23 protein-coding genes are annotated in these 20,031 nt (G+C 71.5%); 13 read left to right on the top strand and 10 right to left on the bottom strand.

What is annotated here, in order from left to right:
* Positions 1 to 128: 128 nt before the first annotated feature.
* The 4 genes from ACZ6QO_RS06915 to ACZ6QO_RS06900 are packed head-to-tail and all read left to right on the top strand — an operon-like array spanning position 129 to position 2,623.
* Positions 129 to 488 (top strand): cation:proton antiporter domain-containing protein, encoded by a 360-nt coding sequence (locus tag ACZ6QO_RS06915; protein ID WP_465848416.1) that lies wholly within the window; start codon positions 129 to 131, stop codon positions 486 to 488.
* Positions 485 to 1,843, top strand: coding sequence for a TrkH family potassium uptake protein (locus ACZ6QO_RS06910; protein ID WP_465848415.1), 1,359 nt, complete (start codon positions 485 to 487; stop codon positions 1,841 to 1,843). Before ACZ6QO_RS06915 ends, ACZ6QO_RS06910 begins: the two co-directional genes overlap by 4 nt.
* The gene (locus ACZ6QO_RS06905) at positions 1,836 to 2,498 is read left to right on the top strand and encodes a potassium channel family protein (RefSeq protein ID WP_465848414.1); all 663 of its coding nucleotides are present in this window, start codon (positions 1,836 to 1,838) and stop codon (positions 2,496 to 2,498) included. Before ACZ6QO_RS06910 ends, ACZ6QO_RS06905 begins: the two co-directional genes overlap by 8 nt.
* On the top strand, positions 2,495 to 2,623 hold the full coding sequence (locus tag ACZ6QO_RS06900; protein ID WP_465848413.1) for a hypothetical protein: 129 nt from the start codon (positions 2,495 to 2,497) through the stop codon (positions 2,621 to 2,623). The genes ACZ6QO_RS06905 and ACZ6QO_RS06900 overlap by 4 nt, the downstream gene beginning before the upstream one ends.
* Before the next feature lie 90 nt (positions 2,624 to 2,713).
* Here ACZ6QO_RS06900 and ACZ6QO_RS06895 read toward each other — a convergent pair whose 3' ends face one another.
* The 3 genes from ACZ6QO_RS06895 to ACZ6QO_RS06885 all read right to left on the bottom strand — a co-directional run bounded on the left by ACZ6QO_RS06895 (position 2,714) and on the right by ACZ6QO_RS06885 (position 4,652).
* Entirely contained in the window at positions 2,714 to 3,553 is an 840-nt protein-coding gene (locus tag ACZ6QO_RS06895) for an alpha/beta fold hydrolase (RefSeq protein ID WP_465848411.1), read from the bottom strand.
* 25 nt (positions 3,554 to 3,578) lie between these two features.
* Positions 3,579 to 3,740, bottom strand: a complete 162-nt coding sequence (locus tag ACZ6QO_RS06890; protein ID WP_465848409.1) for a hypothetical protein — start codon at positions 3,738 to 3,740, stop codon at positions 3,579 to 3,581.
* Between the two features lie 276 nt (positions 3,741 to 4,016).
* Positions 4,017 to 4,652 carry a TIGR03085 family metal-binding protein gene (locus ACZ6QO_RS06885; RefSeq protein WP_465848407.1) on the bottom strand — a complete coding sequence of 212 codons (636 nt, stop codon included), beginning with the start codon at positions 4,650 to 4,652 and terminating at the stop codon, positions 4,017 to 4,019.
* A 313-nt stretch (positions 4,653 to 4,965) separates the two neighbouring features.
* Between ACZ6QO_RS06885 and ACZ6QO_RS06880 the strand changes: the two genes are divergently transcribed.
* Both ACZ6QO_RS06880 and ACZ6QO_RS06875 read left to right on the top strand, forming a co-directional pair.
* Positions 4,966 to 6,753, top strand: a complete 1,788-nt coding sequence (locus ACZ6QO_RS06880; protein WP_465848664.1) for an ABC transporter ATP-binding protein — start codon at positions 4,966 to 4,968, stop codon at positions 6,751 to 6,753.
* Positions 6,750 to 8,570 carry an ABC transporter ATP-binding protein gene (locus ACZ6QO_RS06875; RefSeq protein ID WP_465848405.1) on the top strand — a complete coding sequence of 607 codons (1,821 nt, stop codon included), beginning with the start codon at positions 6,750 to 6,752 and terminating at the stop codon, positions 8,568 to 8,570. Before ACZ6QO_RS06880 ends, ACZ6QO_RS06875 begins: the two co-directional genes overlap by 4 nt.
* Positions 8,571 to 8,647: 77 nt before the next feature.
* On the opposite strand, the gene ACZ6QO_RS06870 is transcribed toward ACZ6QO_RS06875, so the two are convergent.
* From ACZ6QO_RS06870 to ACZ6QO_RS06840, 7 genes are all read right to left on the bottom strand, one after another.
* Positions 8,648 to 9,490, bottom strand: coding sequence for a hypothetical protein (locus ACZ6QO_RS06870; protein WP_465848403.1), 843 nt, complete (start codon positions 9,488 to 9,490; stop codon positions 8,648 to 8,650).
* A gap of 217 nt (positions 9,491 to 9,707) precedes the next feature.
* Positions 9,708 to 10,016 carry a hypothetical protein gene (locus tag ACZ6QO_RS06865; RefSeq protein ID WP_465848401.1) on the bottom strand — a complete coding sequence of 103 codons (309 nt, stop codon included), beginning with the start codon at positions 10,014 to 10,016 and terminating at the stop codon, positions 9,708 to 9,710.
* A gap of 115 nt (positions 10,017 to 10,131) precedes the next feature.
* Positions 10,132 to 10,980, bottom strand: a complete 849-nt coding sequence (locus tag ACZ6QO_RS06860) for a helix-turn-helix domain-containing protein (RefSeq protein ID WP_465848399.1) — start codon at positions 10,978 to 10,980, stop codon at positions 10,132 to 10,134.
* Positions 10,981 to 11,160: 180 nt separating this feature from the next.
* Positions 11,161 to 11,967, bottom strand: a complete 807-nt coding sequence (locus tag ACZ6QO_RS06855; protein WP_465848398.1) for an ABC transporter permease — start codon at positions 11,965 to 11,967, stop codon at positions 11,161 to 11,163.
* Between the two features lie 118 nt (positions 11,968 to 12,085).
* On the bottom strand, positions 12,086 to 13,024 hold the full coding sequence (locus ACZ6QO_RS06850; protein ID WP_465848396.1) for an ABC transporter permease: 939 nt from the start codon (positions 13,022 to 13,024) through the stop codon (positions 12,086 to 12,088).
* Positions 13,024 to 14,241 carry an ABC transporter substrate-binding protein gene (locus ACZ6QO_RS06845; RefSeq protein ID WP_465848394.1) on the bottom strand — a complete coding sequence of 406 codons (1,218 nt, stop codon included), beginning with the start codon at positions 14,239 to 14,241 and terminating at the stop codon, positions 13,024 to 13,026. The genes ACZ6QO_RS06850 and ACZ6QO_RS06845 overlap by 1 nt, the downstream gene beginning before the upstream one ends.
* A gap of 115 nt (positions 14,242 to 14,356) precedes the next feature.
* A complete protein-coding gene (locus ACZ6QO_RS06840) occupies positions 14,357 to 15,403 on the bottom strand; it encodes an ABC transporter ATP-binding protein (RefSeq protein WP_465848393.1) in 1,047 nt (348 codons plus the stop codon).
* A 96-nt stretch (positions 15,404 to 15,499) separates the two neighbouring features.
* On the opposite strand from ACZ6QO_RS06840, the gene ACZ6QO_RS06835 reads away from it, so the two are divergent.
* From ACZ6QO_RS06835 to trpC, 7 genes are all read left to right on the top strand, one after another.
* The gene (locus ACZ6QO_RS06835) at positions 15,500 to 16,222 is read left to right on the top strand and encodes a FadR/GntR family transcriptional regulator (RefSeq protein WP_465848391.1); all 723 of its coding nucleotides are present in this window, start codon (positions 15,500 to 15,502) and stop codon (positions 16,220 to 16,222) included.
* A gap of 8 nt (positions 16,223 to 16,230) precedes the next feature.
* On the top strand, positions 16,231 to 16,956 hold the full coding sequence (locus tag ACZ6QO_RS06830) for a cache domain-containing protein (protein WP_465848389.1): 726 nt from the start codon (positions 16,231 to 16,233) through the stop codon (positions 16,954 to 16,956).
* Complete coding sequence (hisI, locus tag ACZ6QO_RS06825) at positions 16,946 to 17,296, top strand: phosphoribosyl-AMP cyclohydrolase (RefSeq protein WP_465848387.1); 351 nt, start codon at positions 16,946 to 16,948, stop codon at positions 17,294 to 17,296. The genes ACZ6QO_RS06830 and hisI overlap by 11 nt, the downstream gene beginning before the upstream one ends.
* Positions 17,293 to 17,964: a TIGR02234 family membrane protein gene (locus tag ACZ6QO_RS06820; protein ID WP_465848385.1), complete on the top strand. Its 672-nt coding sequence runs from the start codon at positions 17,293 to 17,295 to the stop codon at positions 17,962 to 17,964. Before hisI ends, ACZ6QO_RS06820 begins: the two co-directional genes overlap by 4 nt.
* Before the next feature lie 117 nt (positions 17,965 to 18,081).
* Entirely contained in the window at positions 18,082 to 18,582 is a 501-nt protein-coding gene (locus ACZ6QO_RS06815; protein ID WP_465848383.1) for a CD225/dispanin family protein, read from the top strand.
* Positions 18,583 to 18,632: 50 nt separating this feature from the next.
* Positions 18,633 to 19,016: a DUF2752 domain-containing protein gene (locus tag ACZ6QO_RS06810; RefSeq protein ID WP_465848381.1), complete on the top strand. Its 384-nt coding sequence runs from the start codon at positions 18,633 to 18,635 to the stop codon at positions 19,014 to 19,016.
* A 179-nt stretch (positions 19,017 to 19,195) separates the two neighbouring features.
* Positions 19,196 to 20,020, top strand: coding sequence for an indole-3-glycerol phosphate synthase TrpC (gene trpC / locus ACZ6QO_RS06805; protein WP_465848379.1), 825 nt, complete (start codon positions 19,196 to 19,198; stop codon positions 20,018 to 20,020).
* The last annotated feature ends 11 nt before the right edge of the window (positions 20,021 to 20,031 follow it).

The following is a 20,031-nucleotide window of genomic DNA, read 5'->3' as shown; positions in this document are numbered from 1 at the left end:
TCCCCCGCTGTTGTGGTGGGGTACGGTGTGCCGGGAAGCCTGGTCGGCGACGTCTTGTCGTGTTGTCTCAGGCGGGGGTGTCCGGTGGTTCGGTGCTCAGTGGGTCACGCGGGTGAGCAGGGTGCGCGATGACCGCGGTGCTGCCGGCGTTCGCGTGCGTTCTGCTGCTGGCGGTGCTGGTGTCCAGCCTGGCCAACCGCACGATCCTTTCGACGGCCGCGCTTTTCCTGGTCGCCGGGTTCGTCCTCGGTGACGGCGTGCTGGGCGTGGTGTCGGTCGCCCCGGGTGACGAGATGGTCGGCACGCTGGCCGAGCTGGCGCTGTTCGCGGTGCTGTTCACCGACGGCATGCGGGTGGGCTGGCCCGAGCTGCGCGGCACGTGGCGGCTGCCGGGACGTGCCCTCGGCTGGGGGCTCCCGCTCACGCTCGTCGTCTGGTACGGCGCGGCCCGCCGGATCCGTGACCGCAGGCACGGGCAGCGGGCGTGACGAGCTGGGCGGGCCCGGCGGCGGTATTCGACCGGTTCCGGCATCCGGCGCAATTCGTCGTGACGGGTTTCGGCGCGGCGGTGCTGATCGGCACCGCGCTGCTGGCGTTGCCCGTCGCCACCGCGTCAGGTGGCTCGGCGGGCTGGCTGACCGCGCTGTTCACCGCCACCTCGGCCGTGTGCGTGACCGGGCTGGTGGTCGTCGACACCTCCGCACACTGGTCGGCCTTCGGCGAGGTGGTCATCGCCGGACTTATCCAGATCGGCGGGCTCGGCATCATGACCCTGGCGACCCTGTTCACCGCGGTGGTGTCGGGCAGGCTGGGACTTCGCGCGCGGTTGCTGGCACAGGCGGAGACCAAGTCCCTGAGCATGGCGGACGTACGCAGGGTCGTGCGCAACGTGGTGGTCTTCAGCCTCCTGACCGAGGCGACGGCGGCGGTCGTCCTCACCGTCCGCTTCATGACCGGGTACGGCGAGCCGCTCGCGCGTTCGGTGTACCTGGGCGTGTTCCACGCCGTGTCGGCGTTCAACAACGCCGGCTTCGCGCTGTGGCCGGACAGCCTGATGCGGTTCGCCGCCGACCCGTGGATCTGCCTCACCATCGCCCTCGCGGTCATCATCGGCGGACTGGGCTTCCCTGTGGTGTTCGAACTGCTGCGCTCCTGGCGGCGGCCGAGCCGCTGGACGGTCCTCACCCGGATCACCGTGGTCATGACCGTCATCCTGCTCGCCGTCGGCACCCTGGTCTTCCTGATCACCGAATGGCGCAATCCTCGGACGCTGGGCTCGCTGGACGATGCGGGCAAGCTGCTGGCGGGCTTCTTCACCGCCGTCATGCCTCGCACCGCGGGCTTCAACAGCCTCGACATCGCACAGATGTACCCCTCCAGCTGGTTGTTCACCGAACTGCTGATGTTCATCGGCGGCGGCAGCGCCGGCACCGCCGGGGGCATAAAGGTCACCACCTTCGGGCTTCTCGCGTTCGTGATCTGGGCGGAGCTGCGCGGCGAGTTCAGAGTGAACGTCGGGCACCGCCGGCTGCCCGAGTCGGCGCAACGGCAGACGTTCGCGATCATCACCATCAGCGGTGCGGTGGTCGCGGTCTGCACCTACGTGCTGATCGTGCTCACCCCGCACGGCCTGGACCGTGTGCTGTTCGAGGTGGTCTCCGCGTTCGGCACGGCGGGCCTGTCCACCGGCATCACGGCGGCCATGCCTCCGGCCGGGCAACTGCTGCTCGTGCTGCTGATGTTCGCCGGCCGGATCGGCCCGCTGACCCTCGGCTCGGCGCTGGCGCTGAAGGAACGGACCCGGCGTTACGAACTACCCGAGGAGCGAGTGATCGTTGGCTGACAAGAGAAACGACCCGGTGGTCGTGATCGGGCTGGGCAGGTTCGGCAGTTCCCTCGCGCTCGAACTCACCCGCCGGGGCACCGAGGTCCTCGCCATCGACAACCGGCCCAAGACGGTGCAGAGCCTGGCCGGGCACATCACCCACATCGCGGCCGCCGACTCCACCGACATCGAGGCGCTGCGCCAGCTCGGCGTCCCCGACTTCTACCGTGCCGTCGTGGCGATCGGCAGCGACCTGGAGGCCAGCATCCTGACCGCCTCGCTGCTGGTCGAGCTGGAGATCGAGCACATCTGGGCCAAGGCCGTCAGCCAGCAGCACGGCCAGATCCTGCGCCGTCTCGGCGTCCACCACGTGGTCCTGCCGGAACACGACATGGGCGAGCGGGTCGCCCACCTGATCAGTGGACGACTGCTCGACTACATGGAAGTCGACCAGAACTTCGCGCTGATCAAGACCTACCCGCCCAAAGAGTACGTCGGCGTCCCGCTGGGGCGGTCAAGCCTTCGCCGCAAGTACGGCGTCACCGTGGTGGCGGTCAAGAGCGAGGGCGAGGAGTTCACCTACGCCACCGCCGAGACCGAGTTGATGTACGGCGACATCATCCTCGTCTCCGGCCGCACCGACCAGATCGAACGCTTCGCCGAGCTTCCGTGACCCTGACCATCCCGCGGCTCGCCGATCCGCAAGACGCCCTCGACAGCCTGCGTGCCGACCTGCTCCGCCACGTCGGCGGCCCGATCCTGGACGACGCGGCCATGCTGCTCGTGCGACGCCACTAATGGGAGCTGACCCCCGGCTGCTCGACGCACCACACCGCCGGCGACCGATTCCTGAGAGCGGCTCAGGCGGAGCCCGCTTCGCTGGTGTGGTCAGGTGGCGAGAGGACGCGGACGCTCGTCGGTGAGGGTTCGGTGCAGGCGTGCGGCGAATGCGCGAGGGTGCTGGACGCCGCCGTTGTGGCCGCCGGGGAACTCCGCGCACGGCGTGCCCAGGATTTCGGCGAGCAGGCGCGCGCAGCGGTGCGGCCAGATGTGCGCCGAGTTCGTGCCGACGCCGGCGACGACGCGGGTGGCCGCGCTCTTGAGGGCGGCCAGGTCCAGTTCGTGGCGGCGGACGGCCGGGGCGTCGTGGGTGAGGAAGAACTCGAGGTTCGCGAGGCGGTCCATCCCGGGGGCCTTGATCGGCGCGTCGGGCTCGCGGTCGGTGAGGTCCAGGCCCGCGAGGACCACGAACTTGCGCAGGGCCGCTATCACCCCCTCCGCCCGGTGGGTGTCCTCGATGTCCTGTTGTGCCTGCCTGGCCCGGGAGCGCTCAGGCTCGGGGAGCAGTTGGAAGGCGGGCGGTTCGTGGGCGACCAGGACGGCGACCTGCCCGGGATGCCGGGAGACCAGTTCCAGGCCGACCATGGCGCCGAGGCTGCTGCCGTAGACCTGGACGGGCTCGGTGGTGAGCGCGGCGAGCAGGCGGTGTACGTCGTCGGCGTGCGTGGCGAGGGTCAGGGGCCGCGCCGGGCCGGTGATCGCGCTGCCGGACAGGCCGCGGCGGTCGTGCGTGAGCACCGTGTACCTGTCGGCGAGGTGGGAGGCGAGCCCGTCGTAGGTGGTGGCGTCGCCGTCGCCGCCCGCGATGAGCAGCAGCGGCGGACCGGCGCCCCGGAGGGCGTACCGCAACCGCGCCCCGGGGACCTCGAGTGTCTTCCAGCCGGTCATGAGCGGTGATCCGCCGGAGACGGGCTCAGCCGGTGAGGCGGGAGAAGAACAGGGCCAGCTGGCTCGCGCCGGTCGTGACGCCGTCGAAGACGCCCTTGACCGCCGTCGCCGCCTCGGCGGGCCTGGAGTACAGATAGAAGACCACGAAGGCGATGGCGAGGTACGTGAGCACCTTCTTGGTCTTCATCGGACTCCCTCCCGCGGATGCTGTGGCGTGGTCCTACCCGAACGGCTGGACGCCCGATCTCGAAGACCGGTCATGCGCCGGCCCCTTGTTGATCATAGCCAGGCATGGCCGGCTCGCGCGGCGACCGCCGCCGGTCGGCCACGACCATCCAACGAACGCCCGCCTCGCCCGGTTCCGCCCCGTTTTGTTCGGGCTGATGACCGTCGCAAAGGTCAGGTGGGACGACGCCTTGGGCGGCCGGGGGTGCCGTGGCGGGTCACAGAGCCGGGCAGGCGGTCACAGGCCCAGGCCGGCGGTGCGCAGGAGGTCGATGGAGTGCTGGTCGCCCTCGTAGGTCACGCGGGCGTGCTCCTGGCGGCCGAAGGCGAACATCAGCAGCTCGACGGGCTCGCCGGTCACGATGACGTGCGGCTCGGCCTTCTTGCCCCCGGTCTTGCGGCCGTCGGGCAGCCGCAGCACCACGCCGACCGGTGACCTGCGGAGCATGAGGCGGGCCCCGGACGAAAGCCGCTTCCACACCATCTCGGTGAGGTCGGCCGGGAGCTCGCGCGGCTCCCAGCCGGGCTGCGCCCGGCGGACGTCCTCGTGGTGCACCAGGAACTCCAGCGCGTTGACGATCCCGTCCAGGCCGGGCACGAAGCGGTACGGCGACCACGCGGGCGGCCCCTGGCGGACGGCGTCGACCAGCTCGGGGTAGCTCCTGCCGGTCTTGATCTTTTCTTGCACGCGGGCCGTGTAGCCGGCGAGCGGCTTGACGGCGATGCCGCCGGCGGCGTCGAAACGGTTCTCGCGGAGGACGAGGTGGGCGGTCAGGTCGGCGGTCGTCCACCCGGTGCACAAGGTGGGGGCGTCGGGTCCGAGATGGTCGAGCAGGTCGCTGAGAGCTGCGCGCTCGGCGCGTGCGTGCGTCACCCTGATCACCCTAACAAGCGCCCGGCCAGCCCTGCCCGCCGCCGCCCGCGCGCCGCCGTCCGCCGCCGCTCCCGGGCGTCCGCGGCCGCCCGCCGACAGCCACCCGCGGCCCCGTTGCCCTTGCCGTCTTTGCTGCTGAATGGGGGGAGTGTCGTCAGTGGGGGCTTAGGGGGAGGGAATAAATCAGTTGTCGCGGATGATAGGGATTGTGGCGGACCGGTTCCCCCGGCGAGCTCCGGCGGCCCGCCACCTCACGTCCCCCATCGAGAGGATCCCCCGCGTGCCGAGCGAGCGCGATCACAGTCCGACCGTCATGCGCCAGGGGTTCGGTGTCATCGGCCACGCCATCCGAGGCGAGCCTCGTGTCTTCACCGCCGCGGTGCTGTCCAGCGCGGTCTACGGCCTGATGACCGTCGGTTCGTCCTGGGCGCTGGGCTGGGCCACCGAGCACGCCGTCCTGCCCGCGTTCGGCGCCGGGCACGCGGCCACGGGCACGCTGGTCACCGCGGCACTACTGATCGTCGGCGTGGCCGTGTTCAAGGCGGCGGGCGTGATCGGCCGCCGGGTCCTCGCCGGCATCATGCAGTACCGCATGCAGGCGCGGTCGCGGCGCGAGGTGACCCGCCAGTACCTGCGGCTGCCGCTCGCCTGGCACCACCGTCACCCGACCGGCCAGCTGCTGTCCAACGCCGGCGCCGACATCGAGGCCGCCTGGGCTCCGCTCGCCCCGCTGCCGATGGCCGTCGGCGTCGTCGTGATGCTGGTCACCGCGGCGGCCGCCATCCTGGTCGTCGACCCCGTGCTGGCCCTGGTCGGCTTCCTGATCTTCCCGGCCATCGCCGTGCTGAACCTCGTCTACCAGCGCAGGCTCTCCCCGCTGGCGATGCGGGCGCAGCAACTGCGCGCGGAGGTCAGCGAGATCGCGCACGAGAGCTTCGACGGGGCGCTCGTCGTCAAGACCCTCGGCCGGGAGGACACCGAGGCGGCGCGCTTCCAGGCCAAGGCCGACCGGTTGCGCGACGCCAACATCGCCGTGGGACGCATCCGCGGCCTGTTCGACCCGCTGCTCGAAGCCCTGCCCACGCTCGGCGTGCTGGCGGTGCTGCTCTTCGGCTCGATGCGCCTGGCCGCGGGGGACGTCTCCTCCGGCGAGCTCATCCAAATCTCCTACCTGTTCACACTGCTCGCCTTCCCCATCCGCGCGCTCGGCTGGGTGCTGGCCGAGCTGCCGCGCAGCGTCGTCGGATGGCGGCGCGTGCAGGACGTGCTGAACGCGTCCGGCTCGATGGAGTTCGGCGCGGCTCGCCTGGCCGCGGACGGCCCCGCGCGCGTCGAGGTGCGCGACCTGGCCTTCGGGTACCTGCCGGGCGCCCACGTGCTGTCCGGTGTGAGTTTCGACGTCAGGCCCGGACGCACGGTCGCGATCGTCGGTCCCACAGGCTCGGGCAAGTCGACGCTGACCCAGCTCCTGGTCCGGCTCGTCGACCCCGACGAGGGCCGGGTGCTCATCGACGGGGTGGACGTGCGGCAGGTGGCCAAGGGTGAGGTCAGCTCCGCCGCGGCCCTGGTGCCGCAGCAGACGTTCCTGTTCGACGACACGGTGCGCGGCAACCTGACGCTGGGAGCCGGCGGCGAGGAGGTGCCCGACGAGAAGGTGTGGGCGGCGCTGCGCCTGGCGCAGGCGGAGGGCTTCGTGAGCGCGCTGCCCAAGAGCCTGGACACCCGCATCGGCGAGCGCGGCGCGACGCTGTCCGGCGGCCAGCGGCAGCGCCTGGCGCTCGCCCGCGCGCTGGTGCGCGCACCCCGGCTGCTCATCCTGGACGACGCCACCTCCAGCGTGGACGCGCAGGTGGAAAGCCGCATCCTGTCCGGCCTGCGGGACGGGTCGCCCGACTCCACGGTGGTCGTCGTCGCCTACCGCATGGCGACGATCGCGCTGGCCGACGAGGTGGTCTACCTGGAGCAGGGACGGGTCGTCGACCGCGGCGCCCCCGGCGAGTTGCTGGTCCGTTGCGAGGGCTACCGCAACCTCGTCACCGCATACGAACGTGAAGAGGCCGAGCGCGCGGCGCTCGACGCCGGCGAGGAGATCGTGGCATGACGACGCGGGTGGAAGAACGCGGCGCCGCCGTGCAGGCCGGCGGCTCGCTGCGCGTGGAGGAGCGGTCGGCCCTGGCGACGCTCCGGCACGGGCTCGCGCTGTCGCCGGAGTTCCGCACCGGGCTGCCGGTCACCCTGCTGCTGGCGGTGCTCGCCACGGTCGGCAAGGTGATCGTCCCCTTCGCGGTACAGCAGGTCATCGACCGCGGCCTGAAGAACACCACGACGCCGGACATGGCCTTCATCAGCAAGGCCGTCCTCCTCTGCGCCGCCGCGGTGCTCCTCACCGCGGTGTGCGGCTACCTGATGAACGTGCGCCTCTACCGCACCACCGAGTCGGGGCTCGCCTCGCTGCGCGGCAAGGCGTTCCGGCACGTCCACGACCTGTCGGTGCTGACGCAGAACACCGAGCGGCGCGGCGCGCTGGTCTCCCGCGTCACCAGCGACGTGGACCAGATCAGCACGTTCATGCAGTGGGGTGGCCTGATGGTCATCATCTCGGTGGGCCAGCTTCTCATCGCGAGCGTCGTGATGGCCCTGTACTCCTGGCAGCTCGCGCTGATCGTCTGGGTGTGCTTCCTGCCGATGGTCGTCGCGCTGCCGAGGTTCCAGCGGCTGGTGGCCCGCGCCTACACCCAGGTCCGCGAGCGCACCGGCGACATGCTGTCGGCGGTCAGCGAGTCGGTGGTGGGCAGCGCGGTGATCCGCGCGTACGGGTCGGAGGACCGCACCGCGCGGCGCATCGACGCGGCCGTCGACGCCCATCAGAAGGCGCAGACCCGCGCTCAGAAGATCGTCGCGTTCACCTTCCCGGTCACCGAACTGGTGGGCGCGGTGGCGATCGCCGGCGTCGTCCTGCTCGGCGTCCAGCTGGGCGTGGGCGGCGCGATCTCCGCCGGACGGCTGGTCGCGTTCCTGTTCCTGATCACGCTGTTCATCAGCCCGCTGCAGACGGCGACCGAGGTGCTGAACGACGCGCAGAACGCCGTCGCCGGCTGGCGGCGGGTGCTCGGCGTCCTGGACACCCCCGCCGACGTGGCCGACCCCGGCGAGAAGGGCGCGGTCCTGCCGCGCGGCCCGATCACGGTGTCCTTCCAGGACGTCGGCTTCCACTACCCCGGCGGACCGCAGGTGCTGCACGAGGTGTCGGTGGAGATAGCGCCCCGCACGCGCGTCGCGGTCGTGGGAGAGACCGGCTCGGGCAAGACGACCTTCGCCAAGCTGCTCACCCGGCTCATGGACCCGACCTCCGGGCGCATCCTCGTCGACGGCGTGGACCTGCGCAAGGTGCGGTTCTCCTCGCTGCGCGAGCGCATCGTCATGGTGCCGCAGGACGGGTTCCTGTTCGACGGCACCCTCGCCGACAACATCCGTTACGGCCGTCCTTCCGCGAGCGACGCCGTCATCGCCCTGGCGATGACGGAGCTGGGCCTGAGCGACTGGCTGGAGGGCCTGCCCGGAGGCCTCGCCACCTCCGTCGGCCAGCGCGGCGAGTCGCTGTCGGCCGGCGAGCGCCAGCTCGTCGCCCTGGCGCGGGCCTACCTGGCCGACCCCGACCTGCTGCTGCTGGACGAGGCCACCTCGGCGGTGGACCCGGCGACGGAGGTTCGGCTGGCACGGGCGCTCGACGGCGTCACCCGCGGCCGGACGGCCGTGTCGATCGCGCACCGCCTGTCCACGGCCGAGGCCGCGGACGAGGTGCTGGTGTTCGAGCACGGCCGCATCGTCCAGCGGGGACCACACGCCGAACTGGCCGCCCAGGACGGCGTCTACGCCGACCTGTACGCCTCCTGGACCTCAGCCGCCAGGACGTCATGACCGTCCAACTCTTCACGCCCACCTTGAACTCGTCCAGATCCACTCGAACAAGGGCAAGGGCGATCTGCCGATGTCGCCTAGCCTCCTGTCTCGGTGAGCAGGTCGTGGACGCTCTGGGCGATGGCCGCGCGGGTCAGCCAGGTTTCCAGCTGGGCGAGGTCTGCGCATGCGGTGATACGGGCGCGGGTGTCGTCCGGCACGTCAAGGCCGCGGGCGGTCAGCACCAGCAGAATCGCTTTGGCCGCCTCTTCGGCCTGGCCTTCTTTGAGGCCGCGGCCGTAGTGCTCGCGGGCGAACGGGCTGTAGACGGGCCAGGCGGTTGACGCCATGATCTCCTCCAAGAGGCGCCGCACCTCGGGCGCGGCCATGCTGTAGGCGTATTCATAATACTTCGGAGCGTGATCGGCGGGCAGGTCCTTCATCCCTGCGATGAACGACTCGGCGACCTTGCGATCACGCCCATGAACCATGACCGCCATAGCGGCCAACTCGGGCTGGGCGGCGGCTTGCCGGGGATCGGTGACGGCGGGAATGTCGCCAGGGCCCAGCACATGGGCTCTGAAGCGGTAGCCGGTCAGCCCGGAATCGACCGGCAGGGCATAGTGGGCGGCGACCGTGGCGTCGGGGCAGATGACCAGGACGCTGACGTCGCAGTTCAGCATCAGCCACAGCACGGCCGCGTAGCGGGCCAGCTGTCTGGGGTCTTTGGTCTTGTCCTGCTGGATTTCCACGATGACCGCGTGCACCGGGCTCTGCGGCGGCCCAAGCGCCATGACGAGGTCGGCTTCGATGTCGTCGGACCGGCGGGTGTTGAAGGTGGTGCTCTCCAGTTGGACCAGCGAGGTGGCGGGCAACTCCACGCCCATCAGGTCGCGCAGTATCTCCACCGCCGCCTGGGGGCGGTCCTTGAAGATCTGCACGAGGGCGTCGTGTCGGGGGGACGGCATGGCTCCGTATTGTAATTACTTCAACACGAAGAGTCGTCACAATGAGTTCTCGAGGGCGAAGGAGGGCTCGGCCACGTGCGGAGGCTCATCCGGACGATGAGCCGTACCAGGTCCGGATGACGTTCACCTTCAGCACGATGGACGGGAGCCCCCGAGCGCGATCGGCATACGGCCGCGTCGCGTCGGGGGGTCAGTGGTTGTGGGGGCGGGGGGCGGGGGTCATGGCGTGGGTGATGCGGGCCGCGGTCGTCTGGGGGTCGTCTGCGGGGGCTATGCGTTCGGCCCAGGACCACCAGAACCACCAGCGGTCGCCGCCGCGGGCGGCGAAGATGACCTCCGAGAGGGTGGGAACCATGGTGCTCACCACGATGAGCTGGGGCACTCCGCCGCGGGTCGTCGCCACGCGCACGTGCAGGCCGCGTGCCCGCAGATGTTCGCCGAGCCGCCGCAGATGGCCGGCGGCCGTGGCGGTGCTCGCCACCTTGTCCACGGTCGTCATCGTCGTCTCCGTCCGCCGGGGGTGGCCGTGCGAGACGGGCCGCGGCCCGCGTCGCCACGGAGTGCGTCGACCGAGACGCTAGGCGAGCGCCGGCCCGCGGATCAACGATGTTGCTTCATGTTCCTCGCAGACGTCCGGCCGCGGCCTCGATGAGCTCCCGCGCGGCCTGGCCGTAGACGGCGGCTTCCGACAGGCGGGTGAAGGCCCTCTCGTACAGGGCCACGTCACTGGGGATCTTGATGCGGTGCTGGCCGGGGACGGTGTCCACCCTGACCTGCGTGTCGTCGTAGATCCAGAAGTTCTCCGGCGGCATGATCCGCGGACGCGCCGTGGCGGGGATCACACCGAAGCTGAGTTGCGGGGTGCCGGCCGTCAGCCCCGCCAGCCGGTCGAGCTGCCGCAGCATGCCGACGGGCTCGCACACCGGGGTGCGCAGCGCCTGCTCGCCGATGATGAACATGAAGCGCTTGCCGCCGGCGTCCAGCACCTCCTGCTGGGCCATCCGCGCCTCCACCGCCGCGTCCAGGTCGTCGGGAATGCCGCGGAAGTCGATGACGACCCGCAGGTGCGCGCGGGCGTAGGCGTCGGTCTGCAGCAGGCCGGGCACCGCGGAGTGCTGGAAGACCCTGAACTGCCGGGTGTCGCGGTAGAGCGGCTGGAAGGACTCCTGGACGTGGCGCAGCCCGGTGGACTCAAGGCGCCGCCAGTCGGTGTACATGGAGTCGATGTTGCGGACGGCGGCGATCAGGTCCACCACGTACTCCTCGGCGTCGCATGCCCGGCACCAGACCCGGATGTCGTTCTCGCTGGGCATCTGCGCCGCGTTCTCGATCTTGGACACCTTGGAGAAGTGCCAGCCCGCCCGGGAGGCGAGAGCCCGGCCGGTGATGCCGGCCTCGCCGCGGATCTCCCGCAGCCGGGCGGCGAGGATTCCCTTGGCTTCGGTGATGCGCGGGGGAGGCATGGGGAAGGCCACCTCTCCGGGGTGTGGACCGGGGGACGTCGCCGGCCTGACGACCGTAGCGTGAAGGTTCTTCGCGCTTCCCGCGTGTTGCGTGATGTTGCTCGGAGGCCGCCGGGCCGACGGAGACTTCCTACCCAGGTACGCGCCCCGCGCCGCCCCCGGCCGGCCGCTCGCCTTGTGTCAGCGCGTGCCCGCGGTGCCGGACAGGCGCTGGGCCAGGTAGATGGGGACCACCGACGCGACGATGAGCGCGGCGGCCACGACGTTCACGACCGGCGCCTGGTTCGGGCGGAACAGGTTCTCGAAGATCCAGATGGGCAGCGTCCGCACCCCCGCCCCGGCGGTGAACGTGGTCACGATGATCTCGTCGAACGACAGCGCGAACGCCAGCAGGCCGCCCGCCAGCAGCGCCGAGCGCATCATGGGGAAGGTGACCAGCCGGAAGGTGGTGAAGGCGTCCGCGCCCAGGTCCGCCGACGCCTCCTCCAAGCTCTGGCCCGTCCGGCGCAGCCGCGCCAGCACGTTGTTGTGCACGGTCACCACGCAGAACGTGGCGTGCCCGACGATCACCGTGAACAGGCCGAGCCCGACGCCGAAGGGTTCGAGGATCGTGCGGAAGGCGTTGTTCAGCGCGATGCCGGTCACGATGCCGGGCAGCGCGATCGGCAGCACGATGAGCAGCGAGACGGCGTCCCGGCCGAAGAACCGGTGGCGCTGCACGGCGAAGGCCGCCATTGTGCCGAGCACCAGCGCGATCGCCGTCGCCCCGAGCCCGGCCTGCACCGAGGTCCACAGGGCGTCGCGCAGGCCCGAGGAGTTCCAGGCCGTGCTCCACCAGCGCGTGGTGAACCCGGCCGGCGGCCAGGCGAAGGTCCGGTCGGAGTTGAAGGAGTTCAGCAGCACGATCGCCAGCGGCACGTAGATGACGCCGAGCCCGAGCGCCAGCGCCAGGCGCAGCGCCAGCCGTGCCGTACGGGACAGGTTCACCGGGGCCTCCTGGCCGAGCGGTCCACGGGGCGGGACGGGGTGAGAGGGCCTGCGCCGGGCACGGCGGCGGATCCGCCGCGGGACGGGGTCACAGGTTCTCCGGGGGAGGGGCGGCCGGTCACAGGTTCTCCAGCGCCCCGGTGCGGCGCACGGCCGCGAGGTACACCAGCATGATCACCACCGGGATCGTGGCGACGGCGGCGGCGAACGGCAGGTTGTTGGCCGCGCCGATGTTGTCGTAGACGACGTTGCCGATGAGTTGGCTGCGCCCTCCGACGATCTTCACGGCGATGTAGTCGCCGAGCGACAGTGAGAAGGTGAACACCGACCCGGCGACGATCGCGGGGAAGGTGAGCGGCCACACCACCGTGCGGAAGGCACGCGGCCCCCGGGCGCCGAGGTCGCCCGCCGCCTCCAGCAGCGAGTTCGGCAGCCGCTCCAGCCCCGCGTAGATCGGCAGGATCATGTACGGCAGCCACAGGTACGCGAGGGTCGCGATGGTGGCCGTCAGCCCGTACCCCCAGCCGAGCAGGCCGTCGCTGGACAGCATGACCCGCCAGGCGTACGCCTTGACCAGGTATGACGCCCACAGCGGCGTCAGCACGGCGATGACCAGCCAGCGCTGGGCGCGCGGCGAGGCGAGCTTGGCCATCGCGAACGCCATCGGGAAGGCGATCACGACGTCGATCAGCGTCACCGCCACCGCCACGCCCAGCGAGCGCAGCGCGACGGTCCTGTACACCTCCACCGTCAGCACGTCGTGGAAGTTCGCCCAGGTGAAGACCCGCACCAGGTCGCCCGTGAAGGCGTCGGTGCTCCAGAACGCGGTGACGAACAGCGCGGCCAGCGCGCCCAGGTAGGCCAGGCCGAGCCAGGCCAGCGGCGCCGACAGCAGCAGCGACAGCCGCACGCCGGCGCGCCGGTGGAGCGCGGCGGCCAGCCGGCGGCGCGCGCCGGGACGCCGCCCGCCCGCCGGCCCCGGGTCCGCGCGCCCGGACGGGGACGCCGGCGCGGCCGGCGCCCCCGATGGCTCCGATGCCCCCGATGTCGAGGTCATCAGCCCTTGATCTCCGTCCAGGCCCGGGTCCACTCCGAGTAGTCCTTGCACTTGACGTCCGTGCGCCCGTCCAGGCACTGGGCGATCGGCGTGGTCCAGTAGTGGACCTTCGAGAAGTAGGACTCGTCGGTGGCGTGGTAGGTGTCGCAGAAGCCCTTGTCGGAGGTCTGCTCGCACGCCTGGGCGTTGGAGGGCGCCTCGCCGAACCACTCGGCCACCTGGGCGTTGGCCTTCGGCGAGATGATCCAGTCGAGCCACTTGTAGGCGCAGTTCGGGTGCTGGGCCTTGGCGGCGACCATCCAGGTGTCCGACCAGCCGGTCGCGCCCTCCTTGGGCAGGATCGCCTCGACGGGTGCCTTGTCGGCCTGGACCAGGTTGGCGATGACCTGCCAGGTCGTGCCCGCCACGGTGTCGCCGCTCTTGAACGCCTGCACGGCCTTGGTGTAGTCCGACCAGTACTCGCCGATGTTCTGCTTCTGCTGCTTGAGCAGGTCGACGGCCGCCTGGAACTGCTTGTCGTCCAGGGCGTAGGGGTCCTTGATGCCCAGGTCGGGCTTGGTGGCCATCAGGTACAGGGCGGCGTCGGCGATGTAGATGGGGGAGTCGTAGGCGGTGAGCGCGCCCTTGTAGGGCGAGGCCGGGTCGAACACCACGCTCCAGGAGTCCGGCGCCGGGTTCACCTTGTCGGTGCGCCACATCAGCAGGTTGGCGCCGCGGCCGTGCGGCACGCCGTAGGCCACCCCGTTGACGGAGTTCCACGGCTTGAGCTTCAGCCCGGAGAACACGTCCTTGTAGTTGGGCACGAGGTCGGTGTTGACCGGGGCGACCGTGCCCGAGGCGATCAGGCGCAGCGAGGCGTCGCCGGAGGCCGACACCGCGTCGTACTCGCCGGTCTTCATCAGGTTCACCATCTCGTCGGAGGTGCCGGCGGTCTTGGCGTTGACCTTGCAGCCGGTGGCCTGCTCGAAGGGGTGGACCCAGTCGACCTTGGGGTCGTTGGAGCCGTCCTCGGCGTAGCCCGCCCAGGCGACCAGGTTGACCTGCCCCTCGCCCGCGCCGAGGCTCTTCAGCGCCTCGATCTTGGGCGGGGTGAACCCGGTCTGCCCGGGGGCGGCGGCGGTGCCGCCGCCGGTCGATCCGCCGGTGGAGCCGCCGCCACAGGCGGCGGCGGCCAGCGCGAGCGCGGCGGTGGCGATCGCGAGTCGGGTGGACCGCATGGTGTCTCTCCTAGGGGTGGAGCGCAGTTCCTGCACGGATGGGCCGGGAGTCGGGAAGGGGCGGGAACGGAGAGGAGGGCCGGCGCTCGAAAGGGCCGGGCGCGCGGCGGACGGGTCAGGAGACGATGGCGAACTCGTGGCGGCGGTTCCAGACCAGCCGTACGCGGCCGCCGCGCAGACCGGTCACCTCCATGGAGGAGACCTCCAGGTTCTGCTGCAGGACGATGAGCCGCCCCCCGGCGTCGAGGTCGACGACGAACCTGGTCGCCGCGCCGGCGTACACGACCTCGGCGATCGTGCCGGTGGCGCTGTGCTCCTCGCCGCCGACGGGGGCGTCCACGTCGAGCACAAGGCGCAGTTTCTCCGGGCGGACGCTGTAGGTGCCGTCCTTGCCCAGCACCGCCCTGGCGGCCTCGCCGGAGATGAGGTTGGAGGTGCCGACGAACCCGGCCACGAACGGCGTCGCGGGCCGTTCGTACACCTCGGCGGGGGTGCCGACCTGCTCGATCCTGCCCTGGTCGAAGACGGCGACCCGGTCGCTCATGGTGAGCGCCTCCTCCTGGTCGTGCGTGACGAACAGGAAGGTGATGCCGACCTGGCGCTGGATCTGCTTCAGCTCGACCTGCATCTCCTCGCGCAGCTTGAGGTCCAGGGCGCCGAGCGGCTCGTCCAGCAGGAGCACGCGCGGCCGGTTGACCAGCGCCCTGGCCAGCGCGACCCGCTGGCGCTGCCCGCCGGACAACTGGGAGGGCCGCCGCCCCTCGAACCCCGACAGGCGGACCGCCGCCAGTGCCTCCACGGCGCGTTCGCGCCGCTGGGCCTTGGCGACCTTCTTCACCCGCAGGCCGTACTCGACGTTCTGCAGGACGCTCATGTGCGGGAACAGCGCGTAGTCCTGGAAGACGGTGTTGACGTCCCGCTCGAAGGGGGCCAGGCGGGTGACGTCGCGCCCGCCCAGCTCGACCGCGCCGGCCGTCGGCGACTCGAAGCCCGCGATCATGCGCAGCACGGTGGTCTTGCCCGACCCGGACGGGCCGAGCATCGCGAAGAACTCGCCGTCGGCGATGTCGAGGTCGACCCCGTCGACCGCCCGCACCGCTCCGAAGGTCTTGCGGAGGCCGCGCAGCCGTACTGCCACGCTCTGATCTGGCTGATCTGGCATAACAGAAAACATATGGAGTTAAATGTTTCACGACGAGGCACAATCCGATATCACTGCGGTAAATGGCGTCAGAGCCGACGAAGGAGAGGGCACGGGATGAATCCGACGCGGCTCGCCGTGTTCTCCCCGGTCGGCGCCACCGCCCGGGTCGAGGCGGTGGTGCGCCGCATCACCGACGCCATCGCCCTGGGCCTGCTGGCCGACGGCGAGCAACTGCCCAGCGAGGCCGAGCTGGCCGCCCGGCTCGGCGTCTCCACCGTGACCTTGCGGGAGGCGCTGATGGCCCTGCGGCAGCGCGACCTGGTGGAGACCAGACGCGGGCGCGGCGGCGGGAGCTTCGTCCGCGTCCCGGCCGACCCCTCCGGCGCGGAGTTCGAGGCGCGGCTGCGGGCGTTCTCCGTGGCCGAGCTGCGCGACCTCGGCGACCACTACGCCGCCATCGCCGGGGCCGCGGCCCGCCTGGCGGCCCAGCGGTCCCTGCCCGGCGACGTCGCCCCCCTGTGGCGATCCCTGGAGGAGATGGCGGCCTCCCGCGACGCCCGGCTCGGCCGCGTCGAGGGCCGCTTCCACATCGAGGTGGCGGCCGCCTCCCAGTCGGCGCGGCTCACCCAGGAGGAGATCCGGTTACAGGCCGACATCGGACCGCTGCTGTGGCTTCCCCGCGCGGGCGCCACCAGGCACGATGAGATCCTCGCCGAGCACCGCGCCATCGCCGAGGCCCTGACGCGGGGCGAGGCCGGCCTGGCGCGCGATCTGGCCGAGCGGCACGTGCTCGACGCCATCGGGCACCTCATCGAGCTGCGGCTCCTGGAAACGTGAACGAGACCATGGGCACCAAGGTTGAGGACGAGGCGGACGCGTCCGTCTCCCGTGCGCGCCGGGCCGTGCGCGACACCACCGAGCGGGTCTTCCACGCCCTGGACGAGATCAGGGCCGCCGCGGCCGGGCGGGCGCGCTCGGTGCGCCGGGCCGGGCGCGAGCCGGTGAGCGCCGACCTGGCGGCGCTGCGGCCGCTGCTGTTCGGGCATCTCGGCGCGCTGATCGCCGGCATCGGCTTCATCGCCGCCCCCGGCCTGCTGTCCGACGCGCCCTGGTACCTGGAGTGGTGGCAGGACGCGCCCAGCGGCGCCCCCGTGCAACTGCTGCGCGACCTCAATCCGGCCAGCAGCGCCTTCTACGACTACACCCACTGGGACTGGTTCGCCGGGCCGCGCTCGGGGGACGAGCGCACCATCTGCGGGCCCTACGTGGACTACCTGTGCACCGACGAGTACAGCCTGACCCTGTCGGTGCCGGTGACGGTGGAGGGCGCCTTCATCGGCGTGGCGGCGGCCGACGTGTTCGTGCGGGCCTTTGAGGGCGCCGTCGTCCCGGAGCTGCGGCGCATCCCGGCGCCCGCGTTCCTGGTCAACGCCGCCGGCCGCGTCGTGGCCTCCAACACCTCGCGCTGGCTGTCGGGGTCGGTGTTCCGGGGCGCGGCCGGGTACACGGCATACCCCTGCGGTGACCTGCCCCTGAGGCTCGTTGCGGCAGAATTGCCCCATGCCTCTTGATCAGAAGATCGCGGACCGTCTCAAGCGCACTGCGGACGGGCTGGTGCCCGCGGTCGTCCAGCAGCACGACACCGGCGAGGTGCTGATGCTGGCCTGGATGGACGACGAGGCGCTGCACCGCACGCTCACCACCGGCCGGGCGACCTACTGGTCGCGCAGCCGGCGCTCCTACTGGGTCAAGGGCGAGACCTCGGGCCACGTCCAGCACGTCAGGCACGTGGCGCTCGACTGCGACGGCGACACCATCCTGCTCAAGGTCGACCAGGTCGGCGCCGCCTGCCACACCGGCGACCGCACCTGCTTCGACGCCGACGTGCTGCCGGTCGAGGAGTCCCTGTGACGGCGGCCGGGGCCCCGGCCCGCACGGGCGCGGCGCCCCGCGGCGGCACGCGCCATGAGCTGCTGGCGTGGGTGGCGGCCGGCGCGGCGGGAGCCGGCCTGCTCCTGCTCGCCGCCGGGCGCACCTGGGCCGAGGTCGCCTACCCCGCCGGCCCCGGCGGCGGGACGCGCCGCGGCGCGGTCGCGCTGTCCGGCGGCGACCTCGCGCCGGTGCTCGGCCCGCTCGCGCTCGCCTGCCTGGCCGCGGTGGTGGCCGTGCTCGCCACCCGCGGCCTGTGGCGCAGGGTCGTCGGCGCCCTCATCGCGCTGCTCGGCGCCGCGGCCGCCGCGGCCGCCTGGCAGGGGTCGTCGCCCTCCCACGCGGTCGAGGTCGCCGGGACGCGCGGCACGCTGACCGGCCTGGCCGACCTGGTGGCCTCGCCCGCGCCGGTCTGGCCCGCGCTCGCCGTCGCCGGAGGTCTGCTGCTCGCCGCCGCCGGCGTCGTGGCGGTGGCGCGCGGCGGCGGCTGGCCCGGCATGTCCGACCGGTACGAGCGGCGGGGCGCCCGCCCGGCCGTCGCGGGCGCCGGCGATGAGCGTCCCGGCAGGTCAGAGCGGGCGTTGTGGGACGCGCTCGACCAGGGCGTCGACCTTACGGAAGGCGACGGCCCCGGCGCGCGGCGCGGCTGAGCAGATGACCGACAACATGACAAGTTGCCCACAAAGCGGAACAACGCCCATGAGTGTCGCCGGTCATCGCTATGCTGCCGCAGCGCAATACGCACATTGATCTCACAGGAGCCTTCCATGAGCTACGGGAATCAGCCGGGCAACCCTGAGGGGCACGACCCTCAGCAGCCCAGTGGCCAGCCCTCCGGGGGGTACGGCCAGCAGGGCGGCGGCTACGGTCAGCAGCAGCCGGGGTACGGGCAGCAGGGCGGCGGCTACGGCCAGGGAGGCTACGGCCAGCAGGGCGGCTACCCGCCGCCTCCGGGGGGCTACGGCTACGGGCAGCAGGGTTACGGCGGCCAGCCCACCCCGCCGGACAACCACCTGGTCGCGGCGATCCTCACCACGCTGTTCTGCTGCCTGCCCTTCGGCATCGTCTCGATCGTCAAGTCGTCGCAGGTCAACTCCAGGTGGGCGGTCGGCGACTACCAGGGGGCCATGGTCGCCTCCGAGGAGGCCAAGACCTGGTGGAAACGCGCCCTCATCTGGGGCATCGTGGTCGACGTCGTGGTGATCGTCGGTTACTTCCTCCTCGTGGCCCTGATCCTCAGCAACGCCAACACCTACAACTACGGATGACGACGCACGCGGAACCGACCGGGAGGCGCGGGAGCGGCCGTCCGCGGTCCATGCTCGCGCCCTTCGGCGCCGCGGCGCTCACCGGGGCCGTCTTCACCTACGTCGGCATGATCGACCCCAACCGGCCGGGCCACTACCCGACCTGCCCCTTCCTGTTCATCACAGGGCTCTACTGCCCCGGCTGCGGCACGCTGCGCACCATCCACGCCCTCGCCCACGGCGACGTGGTGGCCGCGCTCGGCCTCAATCCTCTCGCTGTGGCCACCATCCCGTTCCTGCTGTTCTGGTGGGGGCGGTGGGCTCTGCGCACCTGGCAGGGGCGGCCCGTTCGCACGACGCTCGCCCATCCGGCCTACATCTGGGCGTTCCTCGCGCTGGTGATCGTCTACTGGATCGTGCGGAATCTGCCTTTCGGCAGCTTCCTCGCGCCGTGACGCACCACGATCGCCACCCTGTGGCGAGCCGACGGCGTTAAGCCCGATACCATCGGCAGGGCAAGGTCGGGAGGGGAAGCGGGCCTCCGCGCCGATCACCGATCGGGGGAGGCGTCCTCGACCCGGGCACAGCGGCGGAAGGACCCTGTACGGGTGAGCGAGCCAAGCGAGGAGATCAAGTGAGCGTGCTCGACGAGATCCTGGACGGCGTGCGAGCCGACCTCGCCGACCGGCAGCAAGCCGTGTCGCTGGCGGAGCTCAAGGAACGCGCCCAGCGCGCGCCCGCCACCAAAGACGCCTACGCGGCCTTGGGCGGAGACAAGGTCTCGGTCATCGCCGAGGTCAAGCGGTCCAGCCCCTCCAAGGGCGCCCTGGCCGCGATCGCCGATCCGGCGGCGCTGGCCGGCGACTACGAGGCGGGCGGCGCGCATGTCATCAGCGTGCTCACCGAGCGGCGCCGCTTCGGCGGCAGCCTGGACGACCTGGCCGCGGTGCGCGCGGCGGTGGACATCCCGGTCCTGCGCAAGGACTTCGTGGTCAGCTCCTATCAGCTGTGGGAGGCCCGGGCGCACGGCGCCGACCTCGCGCTGCTGATCGTGGCCGCGCTCGACCAGAACGCTTTGGTCTCGTTGATCGAAAGGGCCGAGTCGATCGGCCTGGCTCCGCTCGTCGAGGTGCATACTGAAGAAGAGCTCGACCGGGCGCTGGAAGCCGGCGCCAAGATCGTCGGTGTGAACGCGCGGAACCTCAAGACCCTGGAGGTCGACCGCGACGTCTTCGCCCGGATCGCGCCCAAGATTCCGGACGGCGTCATCAAGATCGCCGAGTCCGGCGTGCGCGGCCCGCACGACCTGCTGGCCTACGCCCGCGCCGGCGCCGACGCCGTGCTCGTCGGCGAGAGCCTGGTCACCGGCAAGGACCCTCGGGCCGCCGTCGTCGACCTGGTCACCGCCGGAGCGCACCCCGCATCGCGACTCGACAACGGACCCGAGAGGCAGCAGTGACCATCGCAGAA

This window comes from Sphaerisporangium sp. NPDC049457 (assembly GCF_055586705.1).
The sequence above is the reverse complement of the archived record's forward strand: the minus strand, read 5'-3'. Positions and strand labels throughout refer to the sequence as shown.